This is a genomic window from Nonomuraea sp. NPDC051191, from assembly GCF_044455665.1.
Taxonomy (GTDB): Bacteria; Actinomycetota; Actinomycetes; order Streptosporangiales; family Streptosporangiaceae; genus Nonomuraea.
This window is the reverse complement of the sequence record NZ_JBITEZ010000002.1, coordinates 223,473-239,979: the sequence shown is the minus strand read 5'-3', so window position 1 is coordinate 239,979 and position 16,507 is coordinate 223,473. Positions and strand designations below refer to the sequence as shown.

Sequence of the window (16,507 nt, the reverse complement as noted above, 5' to 3'; positions counted from 1 at the left end):
CGGCCCGGACGGTCACTTGGCGTCGCCGTAGCAGGCGACGGCGACGGTCTCCATCGGGAAGCGCACCGGGGTGGAGCCGAACAGCAGCCTGCTCGCCTCGGCCGCCGCCGTCGTCACCGCCGCGGCCACCTCCTCCGCCTGCTCCAGCGGGCAGTGCACCATGACCTCGTCGTGCTGGAAGAACACCAGCCTGGCGGGCTCGGGCAGCAGCCCGCGCAGCACCGCCAGCAGCGCCAGCGCCCATTCGGCCGCCGTGCCCTGCACCACGAAGTTCCTGGTGAACCTGCCCCGGTCGCGGGCCGCCCGCCCGCCCTCCGGGCCGGACACGAGCTCCTTCCACCGCCCGGACGGCGGCGGGCTGGTACGCCCGAGCCACGACCGGACCAGCCGCCCCTCTTCCCCCGCCTTGGCCGCGTCCTCCACGAACTGGTACGCCTTCGGGAAGCGCTGCCGCATGACGGCCAGCAGCTTGGAGGCGTCGCCGCTGGTGCCGCCGTACATGGCGGACAGCATCGCGATCTTGGCATTGGCGCGCTCGCCTCCGAACGACCGGGCCAGCGCAGAGTAGAGGTCGATCTCCCCCGCCGCCCTGGCCAGCCCTCCGTCGCCGGCCATCGCGGCCAGCACCCTCGGCTCCAGCTGGGCCGCGTCGGCGACGACCAGCGTCCATCCCTCGTCGGCCACCACGACCCGGCGCATCACCTTGGGGATCTGCAGCGCCCCGCCGCCGCTGGTCGCCCACCGTCCGGACACCACGCCGCCGACGACGTACTCGGGGCGGAAGCGCCCGCCGCGCACCCACTGGTCGGCCCAGACCCAGCCGTGGAAGCTGTACAGCCGGGCCAGCTCCTTGTAGGCCAGCAGCGGCGCGACGGCCGGGTGCTCGATCTTCTTCAGCTCCCACGACCGGGTCGTCTTCAGCGCCACCCCCGCGCCCTTGAACGCCTTGACGAGCTGCTGCACCGAGTCGGGGTTGACCGGGTGCCCGAGGGCCGCCGCCACCTCGTCGGCCAGCGCCTGCAGCTTGGCCGGGCGCATGCCGTGCACGGGACGCGGTCCGAGCATGTCGGTGAGCAGCGCGTCGTGCACGTCCCGGCGCCAGGGCATGCCCTCGTCCGACATCTCGGCCGCGACCAGCGCGCCCGCGGACTCGGCGGCGACCAGCAGCCGGAAGCGGCCCGGCTCGGGCAGCGCCTCGATGCGGCGGAGCTGCTCGGCCAGCACCTCGGCCACCGCCTCGGCCCCCAGCGGCTCGGGCGCGAACAGCGTGCCGGACACGCTCGGCTGGTCGTCGGGCACCGGCAGGCCGTGCAGCCGGGCGTGCGCGGCCCGCGCCGAGCGCGGCTCGCCGTAGCGGCCCTCGTGGGCGAGCAGGAGCCCCTCGGTGAGCGCGAGGTCGTGGCAGCGCGCGACCCGCACGCCCCGCTCCAGCAGCGGCGGGTATGTCTCCCGCGTGTCGGCCCAGACCCACCGCGGCCCGGACCCGGCCTCCAGCTCCCGCACCGCGGACGCCGGATCGGCCACGCGCCGGGCCGTTCCCCCGACGGGGAGCACCGTCTCCCCCGCTACCACGACATACACGCACATAAGGGTGCCAAACAGCTACGACAAACCGATGTGCACCTCGTCCTCCAGCGGCGGCCGGAGCTCCTGCTCCAGGCAGCCGGTGGCGGCGAAGCACCGCAGGGTCAGCCGGTCGGGCGTGACCGACACGTGCAGGAACTGCTTGAAGAACGGCGGGTGGTCCCAGTCGGACAGCTCCGACAGGAAGCGGTGGAACACCTTGTCCACCGGCAGCCTGAACGGCCACGGCCAGGCCCCGAGCAGCCGCGCCGCCCAGCGCATCCGCCGGGTGACCGTGACCTGGCCCTCGATCGGCCGGGCCGGCCGGTTGCCGATCCGGCTCGACATGATGCACACCGCCTCCTCGGGCGTGAGGCGCAGCCACTTCATCCGCAGCCGGCGGGCGTAGAGCTGGCTGTAGAAGGACAGCGAGTCGCCGCGCAGCGGGTAGCACTTGAAGTCGTCCTCGGCCACGCCGGCGACGTCCACCCTGTCGATGATGTGGGTGGCGTGCATGAACGCGCCGCCGCCGCCGGTCACGACGTACTGGATCACCCGGTCGCCCACCTTGACCGGATAGCGCTGGTAGTTGTGCACGTCTCCGCCGATGGCCGCGACGTACCGGTGGGCCGGGTCGCGCACGATGTCATCGATCGTGCCGCCTTCCTCCAGCAGTGACGGCTTGTGGACGTTGCCGGTGTAGATGGGCTTCCCGGTCACCAGGATCTTCGGCCGCGGGTCGAGCGAGACGCGGCGCAGCCAGGCCGTCTGCGCCTTGTCGATCACGTTCTTGATGCCGGTGTCCACGCCCACGATCACCAGGCTGTCGCTCTCGATCGCCCAGTACGACGCCGGCTGCGCGGCCTGCTGGGCCGGCCGCCCCCGTAGCTTGCGCGCCTCGGCCAGCTTCGCCTCGTCGATCGTCTCCGGCTTGCGCCACAGCAGGCCGCGCAGCCCGCGGTCCGGCTTGGGCTTGAGTGGCGGGGCGTCGCAGAAGACCCGCATGAAGCCGCCGAGCCCGTCGTACCAGTCGTGGTTGCCGGGGATGGCGTAGATCGGCGCCTCGTAGTCCTGGTACGGGCGGAAGAACTTGTTCCCGTACTCGTTGCCCGACCCCGTCGGGTAGATGACGTCGCTGGCGATGACGGCGAACGACGTGTCCTCCCCCAGCCTCAGCATGCCGGGGACGACGGCGTACTGGGAGGCGTCGCCCTCGCCGGTGTCGCCGAGGATCAGGAAATTGAAATTTCCCCCGACGCCGGGCTGGATGCGAAATTCCGGATCTATCCCGCGCGCTTCCTGAGCCGCGATCCACCGTTCCCGCACCTCCCCGGAAGGATCACCGAACAAGCCGGCCAGGATCTCGTTCCTGGACAACCAGAGCGTGCGTAAATTCAACCAGGTGAATCCGCCCTTGTCCGGCCTGAGCTGGGCGAACGTCCCCGGTTCCGCACAGCCCCAGCCGGCCCCCGCCTCCGACACCCGTGAGGAATGTTGTTTCCCGCGCTCGGCCGCCACTTCCACCATGACCACATCTTTACCGGCATCTTCCATTCGCGCACACTCCACGCTCCGTACTCCCGGAAACACAGATGGTGCGGCATGGTGTAACCTCACGTCCCCAAGCAAGCCCTTGGGACGCGGAGGTGGGCTCCCATGAACCGGAACGGCCCGGACGACGCGACCCGGATGGGCACTCCCGACGCGGCGGCCGTGCAGGCGCTGCTGGCCTACGCCCTGCGCCTGCCCCGGTGGGGCCGGGGCGCCGAACGGGCCCGCGAGGCCATCGCGCAGAGCCGGGCGCTGGCCGCCAGCTCCCCCGCCGAGTACACCGGCCTGCTGGTCCACTGCCTGCGCACCACGGCCGGGCTGCTGCTCGACCGCTCCCGCGCCGTCGAGGCGCTGCCCATGGCGCAGGAGGCGGTGGCGCTCAGCCGCGGGCTCGGCGGCGGCCACCTCGCGGTCTCGCTGTACCGGCTGGCCGAGGCGTACGAGGCGCTCCACCGCTACAGCGACGCCGCCGAGACGCTGGCCGAGGCCGATCAGATCCCGGGCGGCGACTGAGGCACGAGCACCCCGGGGTTGAGGATCCCTGCCGGGTCGAGCCGGTCCTTGACGGCCTGGAGCACTCCCACGCCCAGCGGGCCCAGCTCCGCGCCGTAGGCGTCCCGGTGGTCGCGGCCCACCCCGTGGTGGTGCGAGATCGTGCCGCCGGCCTCGACGATGGCCGCGTTCACCGCCTCCTTGGCCCGCTCCCACTGCGCGACGGGGTCGCCCTCCTGCGGAGTCACGACGGTGAAGTACAGCGACGCGCCGGTCTCGTACACATGGGAGACGTGGCACATGACCAGCGGCGAGCCGAGGGCGCCGAGCAGGGCCAGCCGGACGGCGTCGTACAGGCGCGGCAGGTTCGACCAGAAGCCGGCCGTCTCCAAGGTCTCCACGGTGGCGCCCGCGCCGAGCAGCGAGTCGCGCAGGTACGGCGCGGAGAAGCGGCCGTGCTCCCATGCCTGGCCGGGCTCGGGGCCCAGCGGCTCGCCGCCGTGCCGGGCCAGGACCGCGGCGGCCGCGGCGTGCCGGTGGCCGATCCAGTCGCCCTCGACGCCGAGGATCACCAGGCAGCCGGAGTCGCCGCCGCCGATCGCGTCCGGCCGGGCCAGGCCGATCATGGTCTCGGTCTCGTCGGAGAGCCGCAGCACGGTAGGAAGCGGGCCTTCCTGGGCGAGTGCCCGCACGGCGGCCGTCCCCGCTCGGAACGACTCGAACCGCCAGCCCTCGTAGCGGCGCTCGGCCGGACGCCTGCGCACCCGCAGCCGCAGCGACGTGATGACGCCGAACGCCCCCTCCGACCCCAGGACGAGCTGGCGCAGGTCGGGCCCGGCCGCGGACTTCGGCGCGCGGCCGAGCTCCAGCGTCCCGGACGGCGTGGCCAGCGTGAGGCCGACGACCATGTCGTCGAAGCGGCCGTACCCGGCCGAGGCCTGGCCGCTGGAGCGGGCCGCGGCGAAGCCGCCGAGCGTGGCGTACTCGAAGGACTGGGGGAAGTGCCCGAGCGTGAGGCCGTGCTCGGCGAGCAGCCGCTCGGCCTCGGGGGCGCGCACGCCCGGCTCGAAGTCGGCCACCATCGACTCGGCGTCGACCGAGCGCAGCCGGTCGAGCCTGCCCAGGTCGAGCGCGATCACGCCGGTGAAGCCGGCCCGCGCGGCCACGAGCCCGCCGACGACGGAGGTGCCGCCGCCGAACGGCACGACCGCGACCCGCTCGGCCGCGCACAGCCGCAACAGCTCGGCCACCTCGTCGTGCGAGCCGGGCAGCACGACCGCGTCGGGGGCGTCGGACCCGTCGCCGGCGCGCATCCGCAGCAGGTCGGGCGTGGATTTGCCGCGCGTGTGCCGCAGCCTGGCCTCGTGCGACGTCAGCACGTGCGCGGGCCCGGCGACGGCCGCGAGGGCGGCCAGCACCGGCTCGGGCAGCGCGACCGGCGGCAGCCGCACGTCGTCGAAGGCAGCGGCCGGGGTTTCGGGCGCGCGCACGCCGAGGAGGTCGTGCAGCAGCTTGCGGATCTGTTCGGGCAGCTCGCGGGCCTTGGCGGGGTCGCCCCAGCCACACCAGAGCATGGGTTCACCGGTCACGCATACACTGTGACACATGACGTCGAACCGTCACAATGAGGGCGTGCTGGACGCGGCACGCGCGTGCGTGCTGGCCTACGGCGTGCGCAGGACCACGCTCACGGACGTGGCCAGGCGGGCGGGCGTGTCGCGGATGACGATCTACCGCCGCTGGCCGGACGTGCGCTCGCTGGTCGCCGACCTGATGACGCGGGAGTGGGTCGCGGTGGTGTCGCGGCTCGACCTGTCCGATCCGGTACGCGCGATCGTGGACGGCGTACGCGGGCTGCGCGCGCACCCGCTGTGGCGGAAGATCGTGGAGGCGGACCCGGAGCTGCTGCTGCCGTACCTGCTGGACCGGCGGGGGGCGAGCCACGAAGCGGTGCTGGCCCTGCTGGAGCCGGCCGTCGGCGGTCCGGCCAGGGCGCGGGCCGTGCTGCTGGTGGCCCAGTCGTTCCTGCTGTCGGCCCCCACGATGCTCGACCCCGTGACGCTCGACGACCTGGACGCCGAACTCGCCGCGCTGCTGGAGGCCTACCTTGGATAGCTCGCTGAACGCCCGCAGAAGGTCGTACGAACTGGGCGTGGTCGCCGGGGAGCGGCTCGACGTGCTGGTGGTGGGGCTCGGTGCGACGGGAGCCGGCGCGGCCCTGGACGCCGCCTCCCGCGGCTTGAGGGTAGCCGCGATCGACGCGCACGACCTGGCTTTCGGCACGTCGAGGTGGAGCTCCAAGATGGTCCACGGCGGGCTGCGCTACCTGGCCAAGGGCCAGGTGGACGTGGCCTACGAGAGCGCGGTCGAGCGCGGCATCCTGCTCAGGACGACGGCTCCGCACCTGGTCAAGGCGCATCCGTACCTGCTGCCGCTGACGCCGGCGGTCGACCGGCGGCAGGCCGCCGTGGTGATGGCCGGCTACCGGCTCGGCGACGGGCTGCGGACCGCCGCGCGCACCCCGCGCCGCCTGCTGCCCGGCCCCACGCGGCTCGGCGCGGCGCGCGCCCACACGCTCGCCCCGGTGCTGGCGCGCGACGGCCTGCGCGGCGGCCTGCTGTCGTGGGACGGCCGGCTGCTCGACGACGCCCGCCTGGTCGTGGCGCTGGCCAGGACCGCCGCCGGGCACGGCGCCCGCGTCCTGACCCGCTGCCGGGCCCTGCGGCTCACGGACGAGGGCGCCGAGGTGCGCGACGAGCTGACCGGCGAGCAGTTCACCGTCCGGGCCAGGGCGGTGGTCAACGCGACGGGCGTGTGGGCCGGGCAGCTCGACCCGGCGGTGCGGCTGCGTCCGTCCAGGGGCAGCCACCTCGTGCTCGACGCGGGGACGTTGCCGGGGCTGATCGCCGGCATGCACGTGCCCATTCCCGGAGAGACCAACCGATTCGCGCTCGTACTTCCCCAGGGCGACGGGCGCGTCTACGTCGGGCTGACCGACGAGCCGGTGGACGGGCCGGTGCCCGACGTTCCCGAAGTGCCCGCGGAGGACGTCACAGCGCTCCTGGAGGTGCTGAACGGCATCCTTGAGGTCCAGGTGACCCCTGAGGCGGTCGCGGGCGCGTACGCGGGCCTGAGGCCGCTCCTGGCCGCCGACGGCCGCACGGCGGACCTCTCGCGCCGGCACGCGGTCCTGTCGGACGGCGGCGTGGTCACGGTCGTCGGGGGCAAACTCACCACATACCGGCGAATGGCCGAGGACGCCGTGGACCGGGCAGTCTCCCTCAAAGAGCTCGACGCCGGACCGAGCCGGACGAAGAAGATCCCCCTGGTCGGCGCCGGACCGCAGCCGGGCGGCGTGCCGGCGCGGCTCACCGAGCGGTACGGCAGCGAGGCCGAGGCGGCGTACGAGCTGGTCAAGGCCCATCCGGAAGAGGTCGGGCTCGGCCTGACCAAGGGCGACCTGCTCTGGTCGGTCCGGCACGAGGGCGCGCTGGACGAGGCCGACCTGCTGGACCGAAGGACCAGGATCGGCCTGGTCGCCGCCGACCGCGACCGGGCGCTGCCCGCGACACGCGACGTGCTCGGGATCCGGTGACCCCGCCCCCGAACCCGCCGATGCGTTAGGTTATCCTTACCTAATTCGTCGGGAAGGGGGAGGCGTTGGCGAGGGGCTGCGAGCACATGGCGGGCTGCCACACGGGAGCCATGCCGACCCTGGCCAGCGCCACCGTGGGAGCCAGGCTCTGGCTGCTCGTCGAGTACGACGGCCCCTGGCCCTCCCACCTGGAAAGCTTGCAACTTCCTGAAGAAATCTCCGAACTCGTGCGCCGAGCGCTCGAACGCGGTATCAGGCCCCAGCTCATCAGGCGTCCGGGGAGGCGAACCCGCCAGCGGGACCAGGGAATCCGTGTGCTATTGGCCTACGCGGCGGGCGACCGCCCCTGGTTGGCCCGCGGTGTCGTCGCAGGTCCGGACGATCTTGACCTGGACGCCTTCGTGGCGGGAGTGCTCCCGGAGTCCTGCATACTTGAAGACGAGCCGGTATTTCTGGTCTGCACGCACGCCAAGCGCAATGTGTGCTGCGCCCGCATTGGACTACCCCTCGCTCGGTCGCTGGCCGAATCTTTGCCCGACAGAGTGTGGGAAACGTCACACGTTGGCGGCGATCGCTACGCCGCCAACCTCGTGTGCTTGCCACACGGAATTTTCTACGGCAGCATGTCTCAGGCTGCTGCACTGGCAGCGGCTAACGCGTACCGGTCGGGCGAGGTCATTCTCGACCGTCTCCGGGGGCGCGCAGGCATCCCTGAGCCATTGCAAGCCGTCGAGCATTTTGCCCGAGCCCATACGGGAGAGTGCTCCGTCGGCGCAGTGGCCGTGGAATCCTCCAGGTCGGACGGCGACGTCACCGAAGCAGTCGTGCGCTGCGGAGACGTCCGGTTCCAGGTTGTGGTTGAGCCATCGGCGTTCACAGCGCCGTGTGGTACGGCTTGCGCCGAGACGATCACCACCTACCGGCTGGTTTCGCTGGACAGGCTCACGCCTGTGCGGTACGCCACGCCCGCCCTCGCCTGACTAGGGAACATCACGGCCCGTCCTTGCGTTGGAACAGTGACGCCAAAAGCGTCCAATGCGGCTCAATTACCGAAATACCTCTCACGAAGGTGGTTTTCTCATGTCTCAGGTACGTCGGCAGCTCGCCCGCCCGCGCCCCAGCTGGGGTTGGCAGGATGATGCCGCGTGCCGGGGTGAGGATCTCGTGCTCTTCTTCGGCCCCGACGGGGAGCGGCAGCCCGAGCGTGACGTACGTGAGCGGAAGGCCAAGGCGATCTGCGCCGGGTGCCCTGTCCGCAACGAGTGCCTAGACTACGCGCTGTCCCGGCCGGAGAAGTACGGCACGTGGGGCGGTCTCAACGAGGACGAGCGCGCCAGCGAGCGTCGCCGTCGCATGCGCCGCGCCGCCAGCGCCGGCATCTCCGCCGCCTGACACACCTCGGCAGCATCAACGATCATCGCGTGATCACTCAGTTGTCCCGATGAACCGGAGCCTGGCCTTCCATGTCCAGGCTCTGGCGAACCCGGTCGGGGTAACTGCCTGATCAGGCCCGAGATCGTCATCCCGGACACACCCGGCCACCCCCGCCCGATCCTGGGCAGGGGTGGCCGTCGCGGTTTCCACCGCACCCACCTTTTCTCCAGGCATTTCCGTCTTTCCTGCGGACTCGACCTTTCTTCCGAGCGTGTCCGCCTTTCGTGCCGGCTCGGCCTTTCCTCCGAGCTCGGCCGCCTCTTTCCCGGCTCGCCCCTTCCTCCAGGCGGGCCTTTCTTGTGGGCGTACCCGCCTTGGTTTTTCTGCGGGCTTGGGTGTGTTTGCTCCTGGTATGGCCGGTTTCCTGGCGGTTGCCCGTTGTTCGGAATGCCGTCATGTGGCGCCTCTAGCGTGCCCGCCATGAGACGCATCACCACCTTGACGTGCGCGGCGGCCATGACGCTCGCCCTCGCCGCCCCCGCCACGGCCGCCCTGGCCGACCCCGCTCAGCCCGAGGGCCGGGGCAGCGCGACGTTCGGCCGCGCCACGCTCACCGGCTTCGCCGCGCTTCCCGCCCAGACCTACGTCCCCCGGAGCGAGCCGTCGGGCTCGCTGCTCGGCACCGCGCCGGTCAACGGCGTCACCCCGCCCTTCCCCGGCCAGCCCGTGCAGGGCTTCAGCGGCATCGCCCGCCGCCACGACGGCAGCTTCGACGTGCTGTCCGACAACGGCTTCGGCAACAAGGCCAACAGCGCCGACTTCCTCCTGCGCGTGCACAACGTCAAGCCGGACTTCGACGCCAGGACGGTCGAGGTGCTCGGCGGCTTCAACCTCACCGATCCGCGCGGGCTCGTCCCGTTCGCCCTGACCCGCCCGGACCGTACGCTGACCGGCTCCGACTTCGACGTCGAGTCGATCGTGCGCGCCACGGACGGCACGTACTGGATCGGCGACGAGTTCGGCCCGTTCCTGCTGCACTTCGACCGCAAGGGCCGGCTGCTCGACGCCCCGATCGAACTGCCCGGCGTCAAGGCCCCCGAGAACCCCTACCTGAACGGCGGCCGTCCCAACCTGGCCAGCAGCAAGGGCTTCGAGGGCATGGCCAGGTCGGTGGACGGCCGCAGGCTCTACCCGCTGCTCGAAGGCACGGTGAACGGCGACCCGGCGGGCACTCTGCGGATGAACGAGTTCGACCTACGCAAGCGCGCATACACCGGGCGCACGTGGACGTACCGGCTGGAGGACCCCTCGCACTCCATCGGCGACGCCGTCGCCGTGGACGAGAACCGCTTCCTGATCATCGAGCGGGACAACCTCCAGGGCGACGCCGCCAAGGTCAAGCGCGTCTACCTGGCCGACACGCGGGACCGGGACCACGACGGCGCACTGGACAAGACGCAGGTGGCCGACCTGCTCGACCTGGCCGACCCGCGCGGCCTCGGCGGCACGCCCGGCACGTTCCGGTTCCCGTTCCAGACCATCGAGGACGTGGCCGTGCTCGACGACCGCACCCTGGCCCTCCTGGACGACAACAACTTCCCCTTCTCCAGCGGCCGCACGCCGGGTCGTCCCGACGACAACGAGTTCATCACCGTCCGCCTCTCGCGCGGCCTTCAGGCGGATCCGCGAATTTTTCGTTAGAGGCATGTAGAGAGGCGCGGGCCGGCTCCGACCTCCTGGTGACACAAGCACGAAGAAGGAGTCCGGCAATGCAGTCCACGCTTCAGACCGTCACCTCGGCCGACGGCACCCGCATCGCGTTCGAGAGCGGCGGCGACGGCCACCCGGTGATCCTGGTGGGCGGCGCGTTCAACGACCGCACCACCGTCGCCGCCCTCGCCACCGCGCTCGCCCCCGGCTTCCGCGCGATCGCCTACGACCGCCGCGGCCGGGGCGGCAGCGGCGACGCGCCCGCCTACGCCGTCGAGCGCGAGATCGAGGACCTCGCGGCGCTGATCGAGCACGCGGGCGGCTCGGCGAGCGTCTTCGGCCACTCCTCCGGCGCCATCCTCGCGCTGGAGGCCGCCGCGTACGGGCTGCCGATCGCCCGCCTGGCCGTCTACGAGCCGCCGTACGTCGTGGACGGCGCCCGCACCCCTCCCGGGGACGACTTCGCCGAGCGCCTGCGCGCCCTCATCGCGCAGGACCGCCGCGACGACGCCGTGGCGCTGTTCCTGACCGAGGGCGTCGACGTGCCGGAGGAGACCGTGGCGGGCATGCGCTCGGAGGGCGTGTGGGGCTGGTTCACCGGCCTGGCGCACACGCTCCCCTACGACGCCGCCGTGTGCGGTCCGGGGCAGCTCCCGCCGGTCGAGCGGCTGTCCCGGATCACCGTGCCCACCCTGGCGATCGGCGGCGACCAGTCTCCGAAGTGGATGCTCGACGCCGTACGGGCGGTCGCCGAGGCCGTGCCGGGCGCGCGGCACCTGGTGCTTCCCGGCGAGGACCACGGCGTGCTCGGCCGGCCCGAGGCGCTGCGTCCGGTCCTGGCGGATTTCCTGTCCTGAGCGGGATCATCCGCTCGCGCGGCTTCTGCCGAGGGCGTCCCGCAGCTCCGCCGCCGCCGCGGGGGTCAGCAGGGGGTGGGAGTAGAGGTCGAGCAGGGTGAGCGCGAGCAGGTGGGCGCCCTCGGGGCTGAACACGTCCACGCCCAGGCCGCGGGAGACGTGCTTGTGCAGGACGCCGATCGACAGCGACATGGCCGTGGACACCGTCGCGCGGGCCTTGCGGCCGGCGAACGGCTCGTCCGTGCGGGTCTCGTCGAGCTCTTCGAGCCACCGCTCGCTCAGCTCGGCGATGCCGTCGAACAGCGGCTCCGCCCAGCCCTCGGCCAGCGCCCGCGCCACGTACAGCCGGTAGGGCGCCAGCGCGTCGAGCGCGGCGGCCACGGGGTTGCTCCCGGCGGGCACGGCCCCGGCGCGGACGTCGCCCTCGATGCGCCGGACGATCCTGATCAGGTGCTCGTCGCACGCCTCGCGCAGCGCCCGCTTGGAGCCGTAGTGGTGGCGCAGCAGCCCCGGGGACACGCCCGCGGTCTCGGCGATGGCCCGGGTCGTGGCCCCCTCGAAGCCGTGCTCGCCGAAGTGCAGCAGCGCCGCCTCCCTGATGCGGGCGCGCGCGGTGAGGTCTTCGGGCTCGGTCATGCGGTACGGCTCCCGTCCGGACGTACGGATCGTGACGACCCTACACGCGGACGCACGAAGCGGACGGAGATAAGGTGCGCCCTATGCCGGATTCACCGCTCGTGACCGCGGACGACCTCGACGAGGCCGTCGCCCTCGCCGTCGACACCCTGCGGGACGCGCCGCCGCAGGCGTGGGAGGAGCAGGCGGGCTCGCTGGAGTGGACCTGCTGGGAGACCGTCGAGCATCTCGCCGACGACCTGTTCTCCTACGCCGCCCAGCTCGGGCTCAGGGTGCCGCCGCTGGACACGTACGTGCCCTTCGCACTGGACCGGCGCAGGCCCGGCGGCCCGAACAACGCCGTCCACGCCGACCGCGCGGCCGGGCCCGTCGGGCTGCTGCAGGTGCTCCAGGCCAGCGGTGCGCTGTTGTCGGCCATGGTCCGCACCGCGCCGCCGGGGGCCGGAGGTCATCACATCTTCGGCACGGGGGACGCGACGGCGTTCGCCGCGATGGGCCTGGTGGAAACGCTCGTGCATATGCACGACGTGTCCGCTGGGCTCGGCCTGGCCTGGGAGCCGTCCGCGGATCTGTGCTCGCGGGTGCTGGCCCGCCTGTTCCCCGACGCCCCCGTGGACACCGCCCCGTGGGCCACGCTGCTGTGGACGACCGGCCGCGGCGAGCTGCCCGGACGCCCGCGCCTGCCCCGGTGGCGCTGGTACAACGAACCCCGCTGATCAGACGATCAGGTCGTCGAACTCCCCGTCCTTGGCCCCGAGGACGAACGCGCTGATCTCGGCCTGCGTGTACACCAGCGCGGGGCCGTCGGGGAACCGGGAGTTGCGCATGGCGATCTCCCCCGTGGGCAGGCCCGCGACCTCGACGCAGTTGCCGTTGGGGTTGCTGCGCCTGCTCTTGCGCCATACGACGGGGAGGTGACCGGCGGGGGTTCCGTTCCGGAACTCGTGCATGGGGGACAGCTCCTAGCGATCTTACGGATGCACGTGCATCCGCGTTTGCGCTGACCATACGACAGCACGACAGACTCCATATACCGGATGCCCAAAAATCCGACTATGGAGTGGATCACAGGAGTTTCAGCAGCTCATCCGGAAATGAACTGTTCCAGAAAGCGCCTCGTCTGCTTCGGCTCCAGCGCCTGGATGCTCAGCCGGTCCATGACCTCCATGAAGTGGTCGGAGTCTGCCGGCTTGTCCAGATAGAGGGCGCTGGTGAGCTGCTCCATGTAGACCACGTCGGGCAGCTCGCGCTCGGGGAAGCGCAGGATGCTGAACGAGCCGCCGGCCGCCGCGTGCCCACCGCTCTCGAACGGCACCACCTGGACGGTGACGTTGCGCTCCTCCGTGGCGTCGAGCAGGTGGCGGACCTGCTCGCGCATGACCTCGGCCCCGCCGAGCGGCCTGCGCAGGACGGCCTCGTCGATCACGGCCCAGAGCTTGAGCCCGCTCTCCAACCGCCTCTGGCGGGTGGTCCGCAGGGTGACGCGGCGGTCGAGCTCGGAGTCGAGCGCCTTCTCGTTGCCGAGCCGGATGACGGCCTTGGCGTAGGCGGGCGTCTGCAGGAGGCCGGGGATGAACTGGTTCTCGAACGTGCGGATGGCGGAGGCGGCGCCCTCCAGGCCGATGTAGACCTCGAACCAGCCGGGGAGCAGGTCGCCGTACTTGTGCCACCAGCCGGGGGCGTTGGCCTGCAGGGCCAGGGCGAGCAGCGGCTCCCGGTCGTCGGGATCGGTGACGCCGTAGAGGGTGAGCAGGTCGGCGACGTCCCGCTGCTTGAAGCTGACCTGCCCGAGCTCAAGTCGGCTGATCTTCGCATGAGATGCGCGAATGGAGTATCCGGCATCCTCTCGGGAGATTCCCTTCTCGGTACGGAGTCTGCGCAGTTGCGTACCCAGCAGGATCCGCAGCACCGTCGGGCTTCCCGGCGAGTAGCTGAGAAGCTTTCCCTCCGCGCTCTGTGCGCTCACTCGACCGCTCCTAGATCATCTGCACGTGCAGATGGTATTCGCATCGGTAAAACACGAAAAGTCTTGCATCAATAACCACACCCCGTAAAGATGGGCACTGGATCACCAGACCGCGCTTCGGGGGCCAGGATGACGACTTTCGACGCTCGGCCGCAAGCCGCCATAGGTTCCGGGCCACCAGGGTGGCTCGCCTCCATTCTGGTGGATGGGCGGGCCGGACCGTGCGACGCGGTGTTCCCGTTCCACGAAAGCACCGCGTCCGAGCCGGGGTGCGTGGCGATGGCCCGGCGTTTCGTGGACCAGACCCTCACCTCGTGGGCGGTCGCCGACCTGGCCTTCGACATGCAGCTGGTGGTCTCCGAGCTGGTCACGAACGCGATGCGGCACGGCGGCGGGGCCGTACAGCTGCGGCTGCTCTTCCGGCGGCCCGAGCTGGCCTGCGTGGTGACCGACCACAGCCAGACCGTCCCGGTGGCGGCGCAGACCGACGTGTTCGCCGAGTTCGGGCGCGGGTTGCGGCTGGTGGACGCGCTCTGCAGCGCATGGGGCTGGTTCGCCCCCGGCGGCTCCAGGAAGCTGGTGTGGGCGGTCCTGTCCACCTAGACACCGGCCCGAGCGTCGGTGTCCGGTAGGGGTCACCTCCGGTCCAGGAGGTCCAGCACGTCGGCGTCGGTGAGCTGGTCGAAGTGCTCGTACCACTGGCCGACCGCTCTGAAGTCGACCGGGGTCAGCAGCACCACCACCTCGTCGGCCTCCGCCCGCATCATCCTGACGGTGTCCTCGGCGCCGACCGGCACGGCCAGCGTCACCTTGGCGGGACCGGCGGCGGCGACCGCGCGCAGGGCCGCCCTCGCGGTGACGCCCGTGGCCAGTCCGTCGTCCACGACGATCACCTCGCGACCGGCCAGCGGCGGCAACGGCCGGCCGCCCCGGTACACCTCCACCCTCCTGGCCAGCTCGTGCCGCTCCCGCTCGACCACGCCGGCCACGTCCTCGGGCGTCATGCCCAGCCGGTCGAGCATCGTCAGGTCGAACACCGGCTCGCCGCCCTCGGCGATCGCCCCCACCCCCAGCTCGGGCGCCGGCGGGTAGCCGATCTTCCGGGTGACGAGCACGTCCAGCTCCCCGCCGAGCCGTCGTACGACGGGCACGGCCACGGCGACCCCGCCGCGCGGCAACGCCAGCACGACGGGGTCGTTCACCTCCGGCAGCCGCTCGGCCAGCAACGCCCCGGCCTCGGCCCGATCCGCGAACAGCTCCATGACCTGTGCCTACCCCCACAACCCGCCCTACTCGCCCCCCACCCCAGGAGGCGGAAGGGGGGCGGGCTCGCCCCCACCTCCCGCACCGAGCGGAACAGGAGGTGCGCCCGGCCCCACCTCCCGCACCAACCGGAACGGGAGGTAGGCCCGGCCACACCTTCCGCGTCAGGCAGGGCGGGAGGTGGGCTCGGGGTCAGGGGCGGTTGCGGTTGGAGCGGCGCATCTCCTTGTGGATGATCTTCCATTTGTTCTGCTGCTCCTTGCGCAGCCGCGCGTCCGTACGGGACGCCATCCACGCGGCCTCGCGTTGCAGCTTGCGCCAGCTCTGCAGCCGGCGTTCGGGCAGCTCGCCGCTCTCCATGGCGTCCAGGACCGCGCAGCCCGGCTCGCTCACGTGCCCGCAGTCGGCGAACCGGCACCCCTGGGCCAGCTTCTCGATGTCGGAGAAGACGAGATCCACGCCCTCCCCGATGTCGTAGAGGCCGATGCGCCGGATGCCAGGGGTGTCGATGATCAGGCCGCCGCCGGGCAACGGGATCAGCTCCCGGTGGACGGTCGTGTGCCGCCCGCGCCCGTCGGCCGCCCGGACCTGCTGGGTGTCCATCGCGCCCATGCCGGCCAGCGCGTTGACCAGCGTGGACTTGCCCGCGCCGGACGGCCCGAGCACGACCGCCGTACGGGAGCCGTGCAGGTAGCTCGCGGCCAGCGAGACCCCCTCCCCCAGCAGCGAGGAGACGGCGTGCACGTCGATGCCCGGCGCGGCGGCGCGTACGTCGGCCATCAGCTCGTCGAGCCCGGCCTCGAACAGGTCGGACTTGGTCACCAGCACGACGGGCGTGCCGCCGGACTCCCAGGCCAGCGCCACCAGACGCTCGATACGGCCCAGGTCGGCGAAGTCGGTCGCGTGCATGGACGGCTCGGCCACGAAGACGACGTCGACGTTGGCCGCCAGCACCTGGCCCTGACCGTCGCCGGACAGGCCGCCGACCGAGTCGCGGCTCACGCCGCCCCGGACGAACGCGGTGGTTCTGGAAAGCACCTGGTCGAGCTCGTACCGGCCTTCGGGCAGCCATCTGAGCGCGGCCCAGTCGCCGACGCACGGCAGGGCCACCGGGTCGTCGGCGGAGGAACGGCGCACGCGGGCGCCGTACTTGACGTGGTGCTGCCCGTCGGCGGCGATCACCTCGGCGGCGCCGCGGTCGACGCGGGCCACCCGCGCCGGGACGGTGTCAGCGGGAAGCTCGGCGGCGCGCAGGTCGGTCCAGCCGAGCAGGGAAAGATCGTGAGACAAGACGGTGAAACCTTTGATCGAGAAGGAAACGGGCAGCTCAGACGAGCCCCCGGAGGTAGAGGGACGGCAGACGGAAAAGAACGACCCGCATGGTCCTCACCTCCTCGATCGGTTGCGCAAGCGACTCTAACCACCTGTCCCGGGCGATGCAATCGGATTATCTTCGCCGATCCGTTGAACCCTGCCAGGGCGGCCGAGCGTACTCCCTCC

At 71.8% G+C, this 16,507-nt stretch carries 17 protein-coding genes; 9 read left to right on the top strand and 8 right to left on the bottom strand.

The genetic code is table 11. The features are described 5' to 3' along the window. Positions 1 to 12: 12 nt before the first annotated feature. Positions 13 to 1,587: a bifunctional 3'-5' exonuclease/DNA polymerase gene (locus tag ACIA8R_RS05750; protein ID WP_397036782.1), complete on the bottom strand. Its 1,575-nt coding sequence runs from the start codon at positions 1,585 to 1,587 to the stop codon at positions 13 to 15. 15 nt (positions 1,588 to 1,602) lie between these two features. Next, positions 1,603 to 3,090: a metallophosphoesterase gene (locus tag ACIA8R_RS05745; RefSeq protein WP_364089871.1), complete on the bottom strand. Its 1,488-nt coding sequence runs from the start codon at positions 3,088 to 3,090 to the stop codon at positions 1,603 to 1,605. 129 nt (positions 3,091 to 3,219) lie between these two features. Between ACIA8R_RS05745 and ACIA8R_RS05740 the strand changes: the two genes are divergently transcribed. Next, on the top strand, positions 3,220 to 3,627 hold the full coding sequence (locus tag ACIA8R_RS05740) for a hypothetical protein (protein ID WP_357698186.1): 408 nt from the start codon (positions 3,220 to 3,222) through the stop codon (positions 3,625 to 3,627). Here the strand turns inward: ACIA8R_RS05740 and ACIA8R_RS05735 are convergent. Continuing rightward, a complete protein-coding gene (locus tag ACIA8R_RS05735) occupies positions 3,606 to 5,180 on the bottom strand; it encodes an FAD-binding oxidoreductase (RefSeq protein ID WP_364090294.1) in 1,575 nt (524 codons plus the stop codon). The two genes, ACIA8R_RS05740 and ACIA8R_RS05735, sit on opposite strands and share 22 nt — an antisense overlap. A gap of 31 nt (positions 5,181 to 5,211) precedes the next feature. On the opposite strand from ACIA8R_RS05735, the gene ACIA8R_RS05730 reads away from it, so the two are divergent. From ACIA8R_RS05730 to ACIA8R_RS05705, 6 genes are all read left to right on the top strand, one after another. Continuing rightward, positions 5,212 to 5,721, top strand: a complete 510-nt coding sequence (locus ACIA8R_RS05730; protein WP_357698184.1) for a helix-turn-helix domain-containing protein — start codon at positions 5,212 to 5,214, stop codon at positions 5,719 to 5,721. Continuing rightward, on the top strand, positions 5,714 to 7,201 hold the full coding sequence (locus ACIA8R_RS05725; RefSeq protein WP_364089875.1) for a glycerol-3-phosphate dehydrogenase/oxidase: 1,488 nt from the start codon (positions 5,714 to 5,716) through the stop codon (positions 7,199 to 7,201). Before ACIA8R_RS05730 ends, ACIA8R_RS05725 begins: the two co-directional genes overlap by 8 nt. Positions 7,202 to 7,311: 110 nt before the next feature. Continuing rightward, the gene (locus ACIA8R_RS05720) at positions 7,312 to 8,181 is read left to right on the top strand and encodes a sucrase ferredoxin (protein ID WP_364089878.1); all 870 of its coding nucleotides are present in this window, start codon (positions 7,312 to 7,314) and stop codon (positions 8,179 to 8,181) included. Positions 8,182 to 8,281: 100 nt separating this feature from the next. Then, entirely contained in the window at positions 8,282 to 8,593 is a 312-nt protein-coding gene (locus ACIA8R_RS05715; protein ID WP_125634885.1) for a WhiB family transcriptional regulator, read from the top strand. Positions 8,594 to 9,055: 462 nt separating this feature from the next. Further along, positions 9,056 to 10,276, top strand: a complete 1,221-nt coding sequence (locus tag ACIA8R_RS05710; protein ID WP_397036778.1) for an esterase-like activity of phytase family protein — start codon at positions 9,056 to 9,058, stop codon at positions 10,274 to 10,276. A 68-nt stretch (positions 10,277 to 10,344) separates the two neighbouring features. Beyond that, on the top strand, positions 10,345 to 11,142 hold the full coding sequence (locus ACIA8R_RS05705; RefSeq protein WP_397036776.1) for an alpha/beta fold hydrolase: 798 nt from the start codon (positions 10,345 to 10,347) through the stop codon (positions 11,140 to 11,142). A 6-nt stretch (positions 11,143 to 11,148) separates the two neighbouring features. Here the strand turns inward: ACIA8R_RS05705 and ACIA8R_RS05700 are convergent, their stop codons facing one another. After that, a complete protein-coding gene (locus tag ACIA8R_RS05700) occupies positions 11,149 to 11,778 on the bottom strand; it encodes a TetR/AcrR family transcriptional regulator (protein ID WP_357698175.1) in 630 nt (209 codons plus the stop codon). 83 nt (positions 11,779 to 11,861) lie between these two features. On the opposite strand from ACIA8R_RS05700, the gene ACIA8R_RS05695 reads away from it, so the two are divergent. Beyond that, entirely contained in the window at positions 11,862 to 12,494 is a 633-nt protein-coding gene (locus ACIA8R_RS05695; RefSeq protein ID WP_364089890.1) for a hypothetical protein, read from the top strand. Here the strand turns inward: ACIA8R_RS05695 and ACIA8R_RS05690 are convergent, their stop codons facing one another. Together ACIA8R_RS05690 and ACIA8R_RS05685 are read right to left on the bottom strand one after the other, a co-directional pair. Further along, on the bottom strand, positions 12,495 to 12,728 hold the full coding sequence (locus ACIA8R_RS05690) for a DUF397 domain-containing protein (protein WP_352327185.1): 234 nt from the start codon (positions 12,726 to 12,728) through the stop codon (positions 12,495 to 12,497). Between the two features lie 134 nt (positions 12,729 to 12,862). After that, complete coding sequence (locus tag ACIA8R_RS05685; protein ID WP_357698171.1) at positions 12,863 to 13,744, bottom strand: helix-turn-helix transcriptional regulator; 882 nt, start codon at positions 13,742 to 13,744, stop codon at positions 12,863 to 12,865. 231 nt (positions 13,745 to 13,975) lie between these two features. Between ACIA8R_RS05685 and ACIA8R_RS05680 the strand changes: the two genes are divergently transcribed. Beyond that, positions 13,976 to 14,347: an ATP-binding protein gene (locus tag ACIA8R_RS05680; protein ID WP_397036773.1), complete on the top strand. Its 372-nt coding sequence runs from the start codon at positions 13,976 to 13,978 to the stop codon at positions 14,345 to 14,347. Positions 14,348 to 14,379: 32 nt separating this feature from the next. On the opposite strand, the gene ACIA8R_RS05675 is transcribed toward ACIA8R_RS05680, so the two are convergent. After that, positions 14,380 to 15,006, bottom strand: a complete 627-nt coding sequence (locus tag ACIA8R_RS05675; RefSeq protein WP_397036771.1) for a phosphoribosyltransferase — start codon at positions 15,004 to 15,006, stop codon at positions 14,380 to 14,382. Positions 15,007 to 15,199: 193 nt separating this feature from the next. Continuing rightward, entirely contained in the window at positions 15,200 to 16,297 is a 1,098-nt protein-coding gene (gene rsgA / locus ACIA8R_RS05670) for a ribosome small subunit-dependent GTPase A (RefSeq protein ID WP_364089900.1), read from the bottom strand. Positions 16,298 to 16,507 lie beyond the last annotated feature (210 nt).